The 16,786-nt window shown below is 36.4% G+C and carries 16 protein-coding genes; all 16 read left to right on the forward strand.

The genetic code is table 11. The features are described from left to right. The first annotated feature begins 10 nt into the window (after nt 1–10). The 16 genes from GXZ13_01950 (at nt 11) to GXZ13_02025 (ending at nt 16,761) form a co-directional block, all read left to right on the forward strand. Nucleotides 11–1,180, forward strand: a complete 1,170-nt coding sequence (locus GXZ13_01950) for a 1-deoxy-D-xylulose-5-phosphate reductoisomerase (protein NLX74602.1) — start codon at nt 11–13, stop codon at nt 1,178–1,180. After that, on the forward strand, nt 1,177–2,226 hold the full coding sequence (locus tag GXZ13_01955) for a site-2 protease family protein (GenBank protein ID NLX74603.1): 1,050 nt from the start codon (nt 1,177–1,179) through the stop codon (nt 2,224–2,226). Before GXZ13_01950 ends, GXZ13_01955 begins: the two co-directional genes overlap by 4 nt. 3 nt (nt 2,227–2,229) lie before the next feature. Continuing rightward, complete coding sequence (gene ispG, locus GXZ13_01960) at nt 2,230–3,276, forward strand: flavodoxin-dependent (E)-4-hydroxy-3-methylbut-2-enyl-diphosphate synthase (GenBank protein NLX74604.1); 1,047 nt, start codon at nt 2,230–2,232, stop codon at nt 3,274–3,276. Between the two features lie 21 nt (nt 3,277–3,297). Continuing rightward, nucleotides 3,298–4,263, forward strand: a complete 966-nt coding sequence (gene argF / locus GXZ13_01965) for an ornithine carbamoyltransferase (protein ID NLX74605.1) — start codon at nt 3,298–3,300, stop codon at nt 4,261–4,263. Between the two features lie 112 nt (nt 4,264–4,375). Beyond that, nucleotides 4,376–5,128: an NAD(+) synthase gene (gene nadE, locus GXZ13_01970; GenBank protein NLX74606.1), complete on the forward strand. Its 753-nt coding sequence runs from the start codon at nt 4,376–4,378 to the stop codon at nt 5,126–5,128. A 35-nt stretch (nt 5,129–5,163) separates the two neighbouring features. Continuing rightward, nucleotides 5,164–5,910 carry a YebC/PmpR family DNA-binding transcriptional regulator gene (locus GXZ13_01975; GenBank protein NLX74607.1) on the forward strand — a complete coding sequence of 249 codons (747 nt, stop codon included), beginning with the start codon at nt 5,164–5,166 and terminating at the stop codon, nt 5,908–5,910. 19 nt (nt 5,911–5,929) lie between these two features. Continuing rightward, nucleotides 5,930–6,433: a crossover junction endodeoxyribonuclease RuvC gene (gene ruvC, locus GXZ13_01980; protein ID NLX74608.1), complete on the forward strand. Its 504-nt coding sequence runs from the start codon at nt 5,930–5,932 to the stop codon at nt 6,431–6,433. Next, on the forward strand, nt 6,430–7,041 hold the full coding sequence (locus tag GXZ13_01985; GenBank protein NLX74609.1) for a Holliday junction branch migration protein RuvA: 612 nt from the start codon (nt 6,430–6,432) through the stop codon (nt 7,039–7,041). Before ruvC ends, GXZ13_01985 begins: the two co-directional genes overlap by 4 nt. Nucleotides 7,042–7,067: 26 nt before the next feature. After that, entirely contained in the window at nt 7,068–8,126 is a 1,059-nt protein-coding gene (gene ruvB, locus GXZ13_01990; protein NLX74610.1) for a Holliday junction branch migration DNA helicase RuvB, read from the forward strand. 207 nt (nt 8,127–8,333) lie between these two features. Beyond that, nucleotides 8,334–9,413, forward strand: coding sequence for a tRNA preQ1(34) S-adenosylmethionine ribosyltransferase-isomerase QueA (queA, locus tag GXZ13_01995; protein ID NLX74611.1), 1,080 nt, complete (start codon nt 8,334–8,336; stop codon nt 9,411–9,413). A 148-nt stretch (nt 9,414–9,561) separates the two neighbouring features. Next, on the forward strand, nt 9,562–10,443 hold the full coding sequence (gene rapZ, locus GXZ13_02000) for an RNase adapter RapZ (protein NLX74612.1): 882 nt from the start codon (nt 9,562–9,564) through the stop codon (nt 10,441–10,443). Nucleotides 10,444–10,469: 26 nt separating this feature from the next. Continuing rightward, the gene (yvcK, locus tag GXZ13_02005) at nt 10,470–11,579 is read left to right on the forward strand and encodes a uridine diphosphate-N-acetylglucosamine-binding protein YvcK (GenBank protein NLX74613.1); all 1,110 of its coding nucleotides are present in this window, start codon (nt 10,470–10,472) and stop codon (nt 11,577–11,579) included. Then, nucleotides 11,566–12,441 (forward strand): DNA-binding protein WhiA, encoded by an 876-nt coding sequence (gene whiA, locus GXZ13_02010; GenBank protein NLX74614.1) that lies wholly within the window; start codon nt 11,566–11,568, stop codon nt 12,439–12,441. Before yvcK ends, whiA begins: the two co-directional genes overlap by 14 nt. Before the next feature lie 25 nt (nt 12,442–12,466). Then, nucleotides 12,467–14,428: an amylo-alpha-1,6-glucosidase gene (locus GXZ13_02015; GenBank protein ID NLX74615.1), complete on the forward strand. Its 1,962-nt coding sequence runs from the start codon at nt 12,467–12,469 to the stop codon at nt 14,426–14,428. A gap of 108 nt (nt 14,429–14,536) precedes the next feature. Continuing rightward, a complete protein-coding gene (gap, locus tag GXZ13_02020) occupies nt 14,537–15,559 on the forward strand; it encodes a type I glyceraldehyde-3-phosphate dehydrogenase (protein NLX74616.1) in 1,023 nt (340 codons plus the stop codon). A 2-nt stretch (nt 15,560–15,561) separates the two neighbouring features. Next, complete coding sequence (locus GXZ13_02025) at nt 15,562–16,761, forward strand: phosphoglycerate kinase (GenBank protein NLX74617.1); 1,200 nt, start codon at nt 15,562–15,564, stop codon at nt 16,759–16,761. Nucleotides 16,762–16,786 lie beyond the last annotated feature (25 nt).

The following is a 16,786-nucleotide window of genomic DNA, read 5'->3' on the forward strand; positions in this document are numbered from 1 at the left end:
TAACATAAAAATGTATGTTAAGAATCTCCAGAGGATAGCACTTATAGGAGCTACAGGCAGTATTGGAACTTCTGTTCTTGACATCTGTGCGCGATTTCCCGAAAATTTTAAAATCAAGGCCTTGGCCGCTCAATCTAACGAAGAAAAGCTTTTGAAAATAGCTAAAAAATACGATGTTAATAGAATTTGCTTGACAAATCCTGTAGATGGAAAGTTTGACGTTCCTGGGTATGAATGCTTAATAGGAGCTAAATCATTAGAAGAGATTGTTTCAGACAGTGATATTGATCATGTAGTTTTTGCATCTGCTGGCGTTTGCGCAATAAAAGCATTGCAAGTAGCTCTGAAACTCGATAAAAATGTTTCATTAGCGAACAAAGAAAGCATTGTTGTTGCCGGGCCTTGGGTGATGCCTCTCATAACTAGGACAGATCAGCTTCGGCCGATAGATAGTGAACATAATGCGATTTGGCAATGTATAAAAAATGAAAATTATAATGAAATTAAAAAGATTTATTTGACTGCTTCAGGAGGTCCCTTTCGAACTTATTCCGATAATCAAATGAAGAAAATAACTTCAAAAGAGGCTTTAAATCATCCAACTTGGAAAATGGGAGCAAAGGTGACGATTGATAGTGCAACTTTGATGAATAAGGGGATCGAGTGTATAGAAGCAATGCAACTTTTCAATTTGCCCGTAGACAAAGTGGGGGCTGTTATACATCCCGATTCGTTAGTACATGGAATTGTCCTCTTTACAGATGGGACTATAAAAATGCATTTATCGTATCCAGATATGAGAATCCCAATTGCTTCAGCAATGTCTTGGCCTGAACGGCTAGATCTCATAGATGTCGGGATTGATCCTCCCTTTTTACGTGAAACACCTCTAAGCTTTCAGGATATAGATAAAAAGAAATTTCCTTGTTTTCAATTGGCACTAGATGTAGCTGCTGCAGGAGGTGCATATCCTGCTCTTCTTATAGGAGCTGATGAAACGGTAGTAAATGGTTTTCTCAAAGGTGAAATTCCCTATCAAGCAATACCTATCATCATTGAATCGGCTCTTTCGAAATGGCAGGGTTTGTCTCCTGTTTCACTAGAAGAGGCTGTGAATTTGGTATATGAAGGACAGAGAATTGCATCTGACTTAATTCAAAAATGGAGGACATCTTATTGATAAATTTTTTAGCGTTTTTACTTGTTATTGGAATATGTGTGATATCACATGAGGGGGGACATTATCTTGCGGCAAAATGGAGAAATGTTCTTGTACATGAGTTTTCATTTGGCATGGGCCCCTCTATTTTTCATAAACAAAAAGGCGAAACACTTTGGTCATTTAGAGCCTTACCAATTGGTGGCTACGTTAAATTAGACGGAGAAGATATGGAGTTAAACGAAATAGATAGGCAGGAAAATTATGATTGCACTCGTTCGTTAAACAATAAAAAACCTTGGGAACGTCTAATCATTATATTGTCGGGTGCCGCTGTAAATTTGTTTTTGGCATGGATTCTTACCGTTATATATTTATCGTGTCAAGGTGTTTATGTTGTAGATTCACCTGTAATAGGTAATGTCTTACCTGATACGCCTGCGTTTGTTGCAGGCCTCAAAGAAGGAGATGTTATAAAAAGTATTAATGGAGTAGATTTAAAAGATTGGTCCGATATTAAAAAAAGGCTTCAAGAAAAAACGATAGACGATAGTTTTTTATTTGTTATTACAAGAAATGGTGAAAATAAAGAACTGAGAATAGACATACCTCTAGATAAAGAACGAAACGAACGTCTCTTGGGTGTCCAACCACCGTTTCATAAATATCCAATTTTAAAGTCAGTGGTACTAGCTTGGAGTTACTCTTGGAATATGGGAGTAGAAATTATAAAAGGTTTGCTAAAAATAATATCTGGCAAGGCATATTCTGATGTTGTAGGACCGGTAGGTGTTGCAGTTATTGCAGGAAACGCTATAAAACAAGGATTTTGGTCTTTTATTATTTTTTTGGGAGTAATAAACCTTAATTTAGGTATTCTTAATTTGTTCCCATTTCCTGCGCTAGACGGTGGACGAGCTGTCTTTATAATTGCAGAGATGATTACTAAGAAAAAAGTTCCAGAAAAATACGAAACCTGGATACACTATATTGGGTTTATTATATTAATATCCTTAATAATATTTATAACTGCTAAGGATTTGCTTAGAGTTTTTAAGGGATGGTAATGTATGTACGGTAAAAGAACTGTAAGTATAGATGGTTTAAAAATAGGAGGGAATAACCCCGTTAGAGTTGAAAGTATGTTAAAAACTCCACTCTCAGATTTGAAGGCATGTCTAAAAGAAACGGAGGATCTTGCAACAAGCGGATGTGAACTGGTTAGAGTCGCTTTTCCAGATATATCTTTAGCAGGTAACCTTAAAAAGATAATAGAATTATCAAGTTTAAAAATTATGGCAGATATTCACTTTAATTATATATTAGCTGTTAAAGCACTAGAGCTGGGCTGTAGATCAATAAGAATAAATCCCGGAAATATGAGTAATGCCACAGGGATAAAAGAAATAGTAGAAACAGCAAAAGATACAAATTCGGTTATACGTATAGGTGCAAATGCAGGTTCATTAAGTAATAGTCAAATAAAGGAGGCAAAAGGAGATAGGTCTATAGCTCTTTTTAACGCAGTTGAAAAACAGCTGGCAACCCTTCTTGAATATAACTTTCATGATATTATTTTGTCGGCTAAATCCACGGACGTGTTAGATACCATAAGAGCCAATGAGTTACTTTCTCAAAAATATGCATATCCCATTCATATTGGCATAACAGAGGCAGGAGAAGCCTATTCTGGGATTATTAAAAGTGCAGTAGGAATAGGCATTTTATTATCTCAGGGAATAGGAGATACTTTACGTGTTAGTTTGACAGAACCTCCAGTCAAAGAAGTAGAGTGTGCATATCATATTCTTAGAACACTGCATATAAGAAAAAGAGGATATAATTTTATAAGCTGTCCCACTTGTGGTCGAAAAAGAATTGACGTTAAAAAATTGATACGGTTGGTGCAAAAAAACTTGCCTGAAAACTTACCAGATGGCACAACTATAGCAATTATGGGGTGTGAAGTGAACGGGCCAAGAGAAGCGTCCGATGCAGACATCGGAATAGCGGGCACACCGGAAGGATTTCTGTTGTTTAGGAAAGGAGAACATATATGTTCTGAAACGATTGATAAACTTCCAGAAATTTTAAAAAAAATAATATCAGAAATATAAATTTTATAAGGAGGAACGAACATGCAAATTAATCTTCAAAACCGTAATCTTCTAACTCTTAAAAACCATACACCAATGGAGATTGAATATCTATTAAATTTAGCAGAAAAATTAAAAATAAAGAAAAAAAAGGGAATATATGGTTCTCTTCTTTCAGGAAAAAATATAGCTTTAATTTTCGAAAAACCTTCAACTCGTACAAGGTGTTCATTTACAGTAGCTGTGATAGATGAGGGTGGACATCCTGAATTTCTTGGGAAAAATGACATCCAATTAGGGCACAAGGAAGATATAAAAGATACAGCAAGAGTATTAGGAAGACTTTTTGACGGAATTCAATATAGAGGTTTTAGTCAAGACAATTTGGAAGAGCTTGCAAAATATGCAGGCGTTCCTGTGTGGAATGGATTAACGGATGAATACCATCCAACCCAAGTTCTGGCAGATCTTCTTACAATAAAAGAAAATTTTGGACATCTGAACGGACTAAAATTTGCATTTATCGGGGATGGAAGAAATAATGTGGCGAATTCATTAATGATTGGTGCAGTAAAAATGGGAATGAATTTCTCAATAGGGACGCCCAAGATTCTCTCCCCTAGTTCTAAACTACTTGGAGAATGTTTAGAAATGGCAAATACGTTGAATTCTGGAAGTACCATCGAGATTACTGAGGATCCATTCATTGCAGTAAAAAATGCAGATATAATTTATACAGATGTTTGGGTCTCGATGGGGGAAGATGAAAAAGAAGAGGATCGAAAGAAAATGCTTGCTCCATATCAGGTTAATATGGATTTAATAAGGGCTACTTCTAATCCAAATGTAATCTTTCTACACTGTCTTCCCGCTGTCAAAGGCGAAGAGGTAACAGAAGAGGTGTTTGAATCTAAATACGCAAAACAATTTGACGAAGCAGAAAACCGGATGCATACAATAAAAGCTGTCATGGTTGCAAGCATATGTAAAAAAGAAGAACTATTATAAATAAATGGCATTATAAATTAAAACTTTATACTACAATAACAAATTCTTAGCTCTCTTTTTAATATGATAAAATATAAACAACCTGTTGTGTTGTAAGTAGGGGGCTTGTCATTTGTCAATTTACAGAAACGTAGAAAAACTGCATAACTATTTATTAAGTTGGATAACCGAGCAGTTTGCTTTAAATGGAATTAACGGTGCAGTACTAGGTGTAAGTGGAGGCGTAGATTCGGCCTTACTCGCCGGGCTTTTAGTCGAATCTTTGGGTGCAGATAAGACTATTGGAGTTTTAATGCCTTGCCATAGTTCCTCAAAAGATGAGGAATATGCTTATCTTTTGGCTGAAAAATTTAAATTTAAAACGTATAAAGTTGATTTAACGGAAACGTACGATACCATATTAAATTTTTTAACAAGAGAACTAGGCACATTGACTAGCATAGCTAAGGCTAATATAAAACCTCGTCTAAGGATGACGACTCTATATTCGATTGGCCAGCAACATGGATATATGGTCTGTGGGGCAACAAATAAAGATGAATTGGAATATGGCTATTTTACCAAACATGGTGACTCTGGTGTAGATATATTACCCTTGGCAGATTTATTAAAGGGAGAAGTGATAGCATTAGCTACACATATAGGTGTCCCACGCAAGCTGGTAGAAAGAGTTCCTACTGCCGGATTATGGGAAGGACAGTCTGATGAAAAAGAAATGGGCTTTACCTATGAACAATTAGATAGATATTTATTTGACGGATATGCTACATGTGAAATAAAAAATAAGATTGAAAGTGCAATTAAAAAATCTGGCCATAAAAGGGAATTTCCAATAATAGCAAGAATACCTGAATATATAACCTAGGTTTAAACAAATTAATATAATATGGAGTGATTTTTTTGGCAGGACATTCAAAGTGGGCAAATATAAAACATCGCAAAGCTGGTCAAGACGCTAAAAGAGGAGCAGCATTTCAAAAGTCTATAAAAGCCATCATTTCTGCTGCAAAAGAAGGTGGTGCTGACCCCAATATCAATTTCAGATTAAAAGTTGCGATTGACAGAGCAAGAGCAATAAATGTTCCTACGGATAATATTGAAAGGGCAATCAAGCGTGCTACCGGAGAGTTTGGAGGCTCCATGGAAGAAGTTATTTATGAGGGGTATGGACCCAATGGAGTCGCAGTAATGGTCCAAACAATGACAGATAATCGGAATAGAACAGCTTCTGAGATGAGGCTCTTGTTTACAAAAACAGGAGGCTCCATAGGGGAGCTTGGTTGTGTGGCTTGGAATTTTGATCGTAAGGGAGTTTTGTATATAACAGGCGAAGGAATAGATGAAGATGAGCTAATGCTTATCGCAATTGATGCAGGTGCAGAGGATATAACTTCTGATGGAGAAGGCTATGAAGTGGTCTGTCTTCCGAGCGACCTTTCCGTTGTTGGACAAGCAATAAAGGATGCCGGTTATAACCTAGAGTCAATGGAAATAGAAATGGTTCCTCAAAATACAGTTGCTATTGCTGATAAATTTGAGGCAGAAAAACTAATTTCACTTGTTGAAAGATTTGAAGAAAATGAAGATGTACAAGCTGTTTATGCAAACTTTGATATCCCGGACGATATATTAGCAGAAATTGAATAATAATTTGATAGGAAATAAAATAAGGTCACTCGGAATAGACCCAGGTCTAGGTACTTTAGGATATGGAGTGGTTACTCAGGTGGGAGATAGATTAATTTGTGAGTGTTATGGTGTAATAAAAACTCCTACCGATTTGTCTTTGACGCAAAGGTTACATGTTTTATATAACGAATTAAAAGTAAAAGCATTAGAGTATGAGCCAGATATAATAGCAGTAGAAAAATTATTTTTTGGTCGTAATGTAACAACAGCTGGTATGGTTTGGCAAGCAAGAGGCGTTATTTTATTAATGGCAGCGGAATTGGGCAAAGAACCATATGAAATGAAGCCATCAGATGTCAAGTTAGCTGTTTGTGGTTATGGAGCTGCAGAAAAATGCCAGGTGCAAGGTATGGTAGCCAATATTTTAGGCCTTACAAAAAGACCAAGTCCAGATGATGCAGCGGATGCCCTAGCAATCGCTATAGCAGGTCTTTATTCAAGAACTTACGATGTTAATCTTGCAAGGGGGTATCAGCAATGATAGAAACGTTGCAAGGCAAGGTGCTTTTCATAGAAGGGGATGGCATAGTTTTAGACGTTTCAGGATTTGGCATAAAGGTGTTTAGCACAGCTTCTCTTCTCCGAACGATTTCTGTCGGAGATGATCTTTTTTGTTATACGTTTTTACAGGTATCTGCAGCAGGAATTTCTATTTTTGGTTTTCTTACCGAAAGAGAACGTGATTTATTTTTAGAATTGGTAAAAGTTAAAACAGTTGGTGGTAAATTAGCGATAACAATACTACAGTATTTAGATGCTGAAGATATTCTAAAGGCCATAACCTTAGGCAATACAACCGTTCTCTCTGTTCCAGGGCTCGGTGCCAAGCGTATTGAAAGGATTTGTTTTGAGCTAAAACCCAAAATAGCAAAGAAATTTCCTGATATAAACCTAAATGATAGCTCTGGAATAAATCAAACGGCATTTACATTGGATAAAATTGTATTGGATGCATTGACTGGCTTAGGTTTTTCAATTACAGAATCAATGAAGGCTATATCTTTATCGAAATCTGCATATGAAGATAAAAGTATGCTAACGGAAGAAAATCTTTTAAAAGCTACCCTGTCAATACTACAGCGTAACTAGTTAGGTTTTTAATGTGAGGGAATATAATGATTGAAGACAATTCACAACCAAATAAACTAATAGAGTCTATCCGATTAGAAAAAGAAGAAGATGTCTTATCTTTAAGACCACAATGCTTAGATGAGTTTATAGGCCAATCGACACTTAAGGATAAGCTTAGTATTTATTTGGAGGCATCAATTTTACGCGAAGAACCTTTAGATCACACTCTCTTCTATGGTCCGCCAGGGCTTGGAAAAACAACCCTAGCAGGAATAATTGCTATGGAAATGAAAGGAACGCTTCGCGTAACTACGGGCCCTGCATTAGAAAGAGCAGGGGACCTGGCAGCCATATTATCGAACATACAACCGAATGACGTGTTATTTATTGATGAAATACATAGAATGTCAGCTAATATTGAGGAAATTCTTTATTCAGCTATGGAAGATTTTTCCCTATCTATAATTGTTGGCAAGGGACCTCTAGCAAGAAGCATAAGGCTTTCACTTCCGAAATTTACGTTAATAGGTGCAACTACAAGGCTAGGTCTATTAACATCTCCATTAAGAGCTAGATTTGGTATTGTAGAACAACTTAGTCTCTATTCTCCGAAAGAATTGACTGATATTGTAAAAAGAGGGGCCTCAGTTCTAGGAATTGAGATTTTAAATAATGCAGCAGAAGAAATCGGCATAAGATCAAGAGGAACCCCTAGAGTCGCCCTTCGTCTTCTAAGGCGAGTTAGAGATGTAGCAGAAGTCAAAAGAGTGAAGAAAATAGAACGAGACCATGCAAAGTTTGCACTAGACATGTTGGGTATCGATGCGGAAGGTTTAGATGAAGGGGATAGAAAGTTTCTAAAAGCACTTGTTGAGTTATTTGATGGTGGTCCAGTAGGTCTTTCCACTCTGGCTGCGGCCTTAAATGAGGATGCTCAAACTATTGAAGATATATATGAACCGTACCTTATACAAAAAGGTCTTCTTGAGCGAACTCCAAGGGGAAGAAAGGCTACGCGTGCCACATGGGAGTATTTGTGCATTCCAATACCACAACACTTTTCTAATAACAATCAAACTCAACTTTTAGATGATTTAGAATAGAAAAGATAACTTTATAAGCTCATTTCACGGAACGCTATATTTTTTCAAAAAACTTTTCTCATATCTTCATTTTTATATAATATAAAATTACACTGATCATGATTGATTTTTATATTGTGATTATTTGTTTTTGTTTATTAAGAAATGTAATATTATTCTTGTTAGTAGTAATTAGGTTATATTGCAAAAGAAGGAGAATGCACAACCTTGCAAAACAAAAACTCAATTGACTTATCTCAGACCTCATCTTTTGACTATGTATTACCCGAAGAGCTTATAGCACAAGATCCTGTGGAACCAAGAGATGCTTGTCGATTGTTAATTGCAAGCAGAGCGGGGGATAGCCCATTTAAGCACGTTTTATTTAAGAATTTATCAGACCATCTACACCCCGGAGATCTTCTTGTTCTTAATGATACGAGAGTTCTACCCGCACGCCTTCAGGGAGTGAAAAAGAACGGTGGGGCAAAAGTTGAAGTGCTATTTCTAAATGAAAATAAAACCATAGAAAACGAAAGTGCCGGTAAAACATGGACAGCACTTGTTAAACCTGGCAGAAAACTCCCCATGGGGACAGCCGTTGTTTTGGAAGATGGTACAGAAATTATTATTGGTAAAAAGCTTGATGACGGGGTTAGAGAAGTTTATTTTAAAGATTCTCTTAATCCTCTTTTGATAATGGAGAAGCTTGGAAGGTTGCCATTACCACACTATATCACTAACACTCATAGTGAGCCGGAACAGTATCAAACTGTTTATGCAAAAAAAGAAAAAGAGAACTCAGTCGCCTCACCTACTGCCGGATTGCATTTTACACAGGAACTACTGGAAAAATTGGATGCAAAAGGCATAAAACGCACCTGTATAACATTAAGAGTGGGACTGGGGACATTTAGGCCAGTAAAAGAGGAGCTTATTTCTAAACACATAATGCATAAAGAATTATGTGAGGTCTCAGATATCGCTGCGAAAATGATTATAGAAACAAAAAAAAGGGGGGGGCGCATTATAGCTGTAGGGACTACAGTAGTCCGCACACTAGAATCATTTGCTAAAGTTTTTGGAACAATACGCAGTGGAAGCTTAGAGACAGATTTATTTATCACTCCCGGATATAAATTTAAGGTAGTCGATGCCCTGATAACTAACTTTCATCTTCCCAAAAGCACTTTGTTAATGCTTGTAGCCGCTTTTGGGGGGTATGACAATCTTTTGTCAATTTATCAAGAAGCTATATCTGAAAGATATCGTTTTTTTTCATTTGGTGACTCTTTATTTCTTAATTAGCTTGTTATAACGCAATTATACTGCCCGATATTACAGAATTGAGTAATGTAAATAACCTGTTATACTTAATGTAAGAATGAAGATTGCTCCATATAAATAAACTTTTTAAACTTCATCGTTGAAGGAGAAGATTTTGTTTATGCGAGAAATTCTTAAAAATAATAAAATAAAACGTTTTGTAATTATCACAGGAATGTCAGGAGCTGGAAAATCCTCTGCTCTTAACGTTTTTGAAGATCAAGGTTTTTATGTTATAGATAACTTACCTCTAATCCTCATGCCACAACTTATAGAAGTGCTTACTACTAGGCCATCTGCAATCAATAATGGTGTAGCTGCCGTCGTGGATGTGCGGGGAGAGAAACCACTTATAGAACTTAAAGAAGCTACTGTAGAGCTAAAAAAGAGCATTAATAACTTTGAAATCCTCTTTGTAGAGGCTTCAGACGAATGTTTAGTAAGAAGATTTGAAACAACTAGACGTCGCCATCCGATGGCAAAAGGGACGACATTGCTCGGTGGAATCACAAGAGAAAAAGAACTTTTAGGACCTATACGCAATCAGGCTGATATAATAATAGATACTTCCGAATTTAGCTTGCTTGATTTTAAGAAAAAACTTTTAGACAGTATTAATGTTAATGCAGATAGACCAATTATTGTCATAAGTTCATTTGGCTTCAAATATGGACTACCACATGACGCTGATTATATTTTAGATGTTAGATTTTTAAATAATCCTAACTATGTAAATGAGCTAAAACATTTAACAGGCAAGGATAAACAAGTCCTTAATTTTTTAAAGAAAATAGACGCATTTGATGAATTTATAGATAAGGCAGAAGATCTATTTACTTTTGTAGCGCCAATTTACAGTAATACTGGTAAAAAACAACTTCATATTGCAATAGGATGTACAGGAGGGCGTCACCGTTCTGTTGCTATTGTGGAGACACTTGCATCTAAACTGTTGAAAATAGGCAACAAAATAGTTATAGAGCATCGAGATATCGGCAAGGAGAATCATTAGTGAGTTCCTTACTTTATTTTATATTAATGTTGATATTAATAGTCGCATTGTTGGCCTATTTAATTTACTCTGGCAAATATTCTGTTCTTATGAGTATTAACCCCAAACATTTCCCTCGTATTAACAATGAGGACTATCGGCTTTCATTGGGGCCTAAAATAGTTACAATCGGTGGTGGCACAGGACTTTCTACACTTTTAGTCGGCTTAAAAGGCTATACTAGGAATATCACCGCTGTAGTAGCAGTAACGGACGAAGGCGGGAGTTCCGGTCGAATACGACACGAATGGGGGATGCTGCCCCCAGGTGATATACGAAATTGCATAGTCGCTTTGGCAGAGAATGATAACTCATTGAACAGTCTGCTTAACTTTAGATTTGATAGAGGAGAGCTAAGAGGACATAGTCTAGGAAATCTTATTTTGCTAGCTGCTACGGAAATGGTTGGAGATTTTCAACGGGCTGTGCAAGAACTTAATAAATTACTTGCAATAAGAGGCCAAGTTCTACCAGTTACTACTGAAACAGTCACGCTTAAGGGTGAAACATTTGACGGTAAAATAGTAAGTGGTGAACTTGAAATATCTGATAACGGCAGCAATCTTTCTAAACTTTGGTTAGAGCCAACAAATGCAAAGCCCCTTGAAAGTGTCATCAAAGCAGTGGATGACGCGGATCTTATAGTATTGGGCCCCGGGAGTTTGTTTACAAGTCTTTTGCCAAACCTTTTGTTAAAAGACTTGGCTTTTCAACTAAAAAACACATCAGTGCCTATTGTCTATATTGCAAATCTTGTTACACAACCAAAGGAAACAGAGGGGATGAATATCCTTTCTCATATTGATTGGATTACTGGTGTTTTAGGAGTTGTTCCGGACTATGTAATCGCAAATCAAGCTCCTATTTCAGAAGAATACTTAAAAAGATATAGCAATATTGGAGCAGATCCACTGTATTTGTCTGATCGAGAAGAGAAATATTTACAGTCATTAGGCGTAACGGTAATATACGGTGATTTTATATATATAAAGGACGATAAGTATCTTAGGCATGATACGTATAACTTGACAGACAGCATAATGACGTTAGCTGAAGAAAACAGAGTAAAATTTGGTAAAGTGAATGAAACATCTTGAACATATTTTGTGGGACGAATGGCTCACTATCCCATTTATTAAGCCAGTAGAAGACGAAATTGCAGGAATAATTAATGGACTAAATTATAGGAAAGATTCTGATTATTACGTTTTTTCGTCTCGTAGGTTGTTTACAATTCGTAGACTACTTTATCTTTTTTCAGAGATTCCAACATTCAATAAAACAATGAATGCCAAAGATGTAATACAAATAATAAATACAAATATAAAAGGCAAGACAGTTTTCCGAATTAAAGAGAGCATGGCTAAAGATATTATACTAAGATCATCTAGTTTTGGACGAAGAGAACGCAATTGGAATTGGATCAGAGGGGTATGGGGTAGTTGCGGCTCTCTTTATCTACCTAAATCTGGTTATTATCTTGTAATAAGGTTGCCAGAAAACAACAGTATCCCCGATAGATTACAAAGTATACTTAAATCTGCAGGATTTTCAATAGGAGTAAGAAAAAGAATAAAAACACGTGAGTTAATTTTAAGAAATCAACAACAAATTGTGACACTTCTTTCCCGTCTGGGTTTTGTTCGAACAACACTTGCATTAGAAGAAACGGCAATTTTACGAATGATGAGAAATAGGGCAAACAAACTTGTAAACTGTGATTCTGCAAATATAAACAAAAGCTTAGCGGTTGCACAAAACCAGCTTCAAACAATTAAAAAATTAGAAACTCAAGGTTTGGTAGAGACCTTACCAGAGCATCTTAAAGAGCTAGTTTTTCTAAGAAAAGAAAACCCGAGTGCAACTTTGGGTGAATTGGGACAATTTTTATCAAGACCAATTACCAAAAGTACGGTAAAATATAGATGGAGAAAATTGGAAGAAGTATTAAGAAAATAATATTTCTGATAAGGAGATGGTGAGTATGTATCTTGGAAAAGCAGATGTCAATACCTATGAAAAGGGGGCGGGAAGAGAGTTTTTAGTTTCAAACGGATTAGGAAGTTATAGCTTTTCAACAGTAATAGGAGCCAATACAAGAAGAGAGCATGGACTCTTAGTTACCCGCCCAAATGAAGATACGCAACACTCTGTACTCATAAGTAAAATCGAAGAGACTGTTTCTTACCAAAACAAAAAATATCTACTTTCTACAAACCACTATAAAGATTTAGTATATCCGGATGGATATAGGTATATACAAGAATATCAAGGTAATCCCTTTCCAAGCATCTTATTTGTTATTCACAGCATACTTCTCAAAAAATCAATTTTTATGCCACGAGGCAAACCTTGCACAATTCTAAAATATGAGTTGCTAGCAGCACCTGACAAGATCAAGCTTGACTTACGTCCTCTATTTGCACACAGACCCAATAATCAAACTTCAGATTTAGGAAAAGATAAATTTGAGGTGAATAATCTAGCTACAAACCTCCTTAATATTGAAGGAAGAGGGCTAAAAAGCTATTGTTCATTTACGTCAGGGGAATGGTCAACTAAGCCTTTATGGTTTGAAAATATATACTATAAACAAGACGATAGTGAAGATGCTTTGTCTCTCGACAAACTATGGTCACCAGGATCTTTGACAAAAGAAATTGCTGAAGGCGATACATTATATGTTGTTCTTTCTTCAGAGCCTACTGTTTTTTCCATGGAAGAGCTTGCTTTACTGGAAAAAGAAGCTGCAGGAAGATTTGATCATGTAATAAAAAAGGCTAAATTACCTGCGTTGAGTAGTGCGGAACAAGATATGCTTTTTGCTTCCTATCATTTAGTAGACGACAGGCCAGATTCTATTCCTACAATATATACTGGATACCCTTCGGTAGAAATAAGATCAAGGGACACTTTTATTTCTCTTCCAGGTTTAACTTTAGCAACAGGACGGGAATCACTAGCTGAAAGGACTTTAACCCTATGGTTAGAAAGAGCTAGAGAGTGTGGTTGGATTATGCCCGAATATTTAACTGCAGATGGAGTCCCTATTTTCGAATGTGTCGATAGTGGTCTTTGGTTTGTTTATGCAGCCGATAAATTTCTAAATCATGTCGAAAATATCACAATAGATAATAAAAAGCTAATCACAGATGCCATTCATTCTATAGTAGACAAATATTTGTATGGAATTCCTGAGCTTGATACAACCTACGAAGAAAACGGCTTATTGTGTATAAAAAAAACAGATACACCAAGACAATGGATGCATAGTGTAATTAACGGAAAAGAAATAGTATCAAGGATTGGCTATTTAGTAGAAGTTAATGCTCTTTGGTACAATGCAATAAAAGTAGCTGAAAAGTACTCTGAAGAAAGTAATTTGAAAGAGAAATATTCTAGAATTGCCGCCTTATGTGTTGAATCATTTCATAAAGTCTTCTGGTGTTCAGAAATGGGTGGATTATTTGATTTTGTTGACCCTGAAAGCAAGCAACAAGATATGTCTATCAGGCCAAATCAAATTTTGGCTATATCATTGCCATATAGTCCTTTTGAAGGACATGATTTCTCCAAAAAAATATTAAGACTTTGTTGGGATGAGTTGTATACAACATATGGGCTACGCACCTTAGATCCGCATCACGATAAGTTTAAAGGCCGTTCAGAAGGAAGACTAGATCAGAGACAAAAGGCGCGTTTTCGTGGAATGGCTTGGACGTGGTTGCTAGGACATTTTATTACTGCCTATTTAAAATGTAATCCTACTAGAAAAGACTTAGGTTGGATTTTTATAAGACCTTTTAATTCTCACTTAAGACATGGGTGTCTTGGTGGTGTGGCAGAATATTTTGACGGCATTATGCCTTACAGGGCACATGGAGACGTATTAAGTGCCACTGCCCACGGAGAGCTTTTAAGAGTGCTTTTCGAAGATCTTGTATAGGGCATAAAAGACAATTTTTTAGTTAATGTACGCCTGCTAATAGGGGAATTCTTTAATGTGCCTCCTATTAGTAAGCAACAAATATATATAAATTAGGGAGGCTTTTTTATGTCAAAATATAAAGTGGCTATCAATGGATTTGGAAGGATAGGACGTCTATCAATGCGGGCTTTTTTTGCTAATAGTGAAGTTGATAATCTCTTTGATATTGTTGCAGTCAATGATCTGACTCCACCTACATCTTTAGAATATCTTTTAAAATATGATTCTGTATTTCGTCGTTTCCCTGGAGAAGTATCTTTAGAACAAAATGATCTTGTTGTAAATGGCAAAAAAATAAGAACTTTTTCTGAGGCAGATCCAACAAGGCTTCCATGGAATGATTTAGGAGTAGATTTGGTAATTGAATCAACAGGAAGATTTACAAATGCCGAGAAGGCCGAAGCTCACATTTCATCGGGTGCCAAAAAAGTTATCATAACAGCTCCTGCAAAAAATCATCATGTCACGGTGGTAATGGGGGTTAATGAAAACATCTATAATGCTAAAACTCATAACATTATTTCGAACGCTTCTTGTACAACTAATTGTCTTGCACCTGTTTGTAAGGTTCTGCACGAAGAATTTGGTATTATTTCTGGTTTAATGAACACCATACACTCTTATACAAACGATCAAGTAACGCTAGATTTCCCTAAAGCGAATCTTGCTCGTGGACGAGCTGCTGCTTTGTCTATAATTCCAACAACTACAGGTGCAGCAAAGGCAATATCTGAAGTAATGCCGGAGCTCAAAGGCAAGTTAAATGGATTAGCCCTAAGAGTGCCAACTCCTAACGTATCTGTTGTAGACCTTACTGTAACTTTAGATAAGAAAGTAAAAGTTGAGGATATTAATGGAGCTATGAAAGAATATTCCGATGGAGTTCTCAAGGGTATACTTGGTTATGAAACGGAAGATTTGGTTTCGATGGATTTTATAGGAGACAGTCACTCTTCTATTTTTGCTCCAAATCATACCTTAGTTATTGGAGATAATCTTGTAAAAGTACTTGCGTGGTATGACAATGAATGGGCCTACAGTAAAAGAGTTATCGATTTAGCAAACTTTGTTTTTAAGAAAGGCTTATAACCGTGTGTCTTAATGCTTTTACCCCTAACGAAGTTAGGGGTAAAAGAGTATTACTTCGGGTGGATTTTAATGTTCCTTTTCACGATGGAAAAGTAAGTGATAACACTCGAATCATATCTCACCTGGCTACCATAAAGTCCCTTCTCGAAGCAGATGCCAAAGTGGCGATATTGTCACATCTAGGCCGCCCTAAAGGTGTTCGTAACCCAGAATTTTCTCTTGAACCAATGGGAGAAGAGTTGGCTAGGATAACAGGCTGGAATGTCCGATTTGTGCAAGACTGTATAGGAGAGAAAGTATTAGAAGCGGTTTCTAACTGGGATTCTAAAGATATTCTTCTTCTTGAGAACGTTCGTTACTATGCTGAGGAAGAGAAAAATGATTATGTTTTTGCTCAACAACTTGCCGAAAATTTTGATTTATTTATTATGGATGCTTTTAGTGTGGCACATAGAACACATGCATCTACGGTTGCAATTGCAAAGATATTGCCTACATATGCCGGAAAATTAATGCAAAAAGAAATTGAAATTCTTGGTTCTATAAGAGATACCCCAGAAAAACCCTTTCTCTTAATACTTGGAGGAGCAAAGGTGTCCGATAAAATAGGAGCGGTAAAAAACTTAATAACTAAAGCAGATACAATACTTATCGGTGGTGGCATGGCATTTACTTTTTTAAAGGCTGCGGGATATTGTATAGGTAATTCTCTTTGTGATTATGATCGACTTGACTATGCTAAAGAAACATTGTCTTACGCAAAGGAATTAGGAGTGAAGGTGCTGCTACCTATAGACATTGTTGTCGCAGCTGAATGTAGTTTTGCCTCGCCCTGTAAAACAGTATTAGTTGATAAAATCCCTTCCGATTTAATGGGATTGGATATTGGTCCTCTAACAGTTGAGTTGTTTAAAGAAGAAATATCAAAGGCAAAAACGATTCTTTGGAATGGGCCAATGGGGGTCTTTGAAATACAGAGTTTTTCAAATGGAACAAGATCGATTGCTCTTGCTTTAGGTGAGGCCACGGCAAAAAATAATGCATTTACTGTTATAGGCGGTGGAGATTCAGCTGCAGCAGTAGTAGTTTTTCAAGATAAAGACAGAGTCTCTCATGTCTCAAGTGGTGGGGGAGCGAGCCTGGAATTTTTTGAAGGAAAGATGCTTCCAGGAATAGAACCATTAATGAAAACAGGCTGCTAATTATACTTTATTAGGAGGCGTGTGT

This window comes from Synergistaceae bacterium, assembly GCA_012728235.1.
Taxonomy (GTDB): Bacteria; Synergistota; Synergistia; order Synergistales; family Synergistaceae; genus JAAYFL01.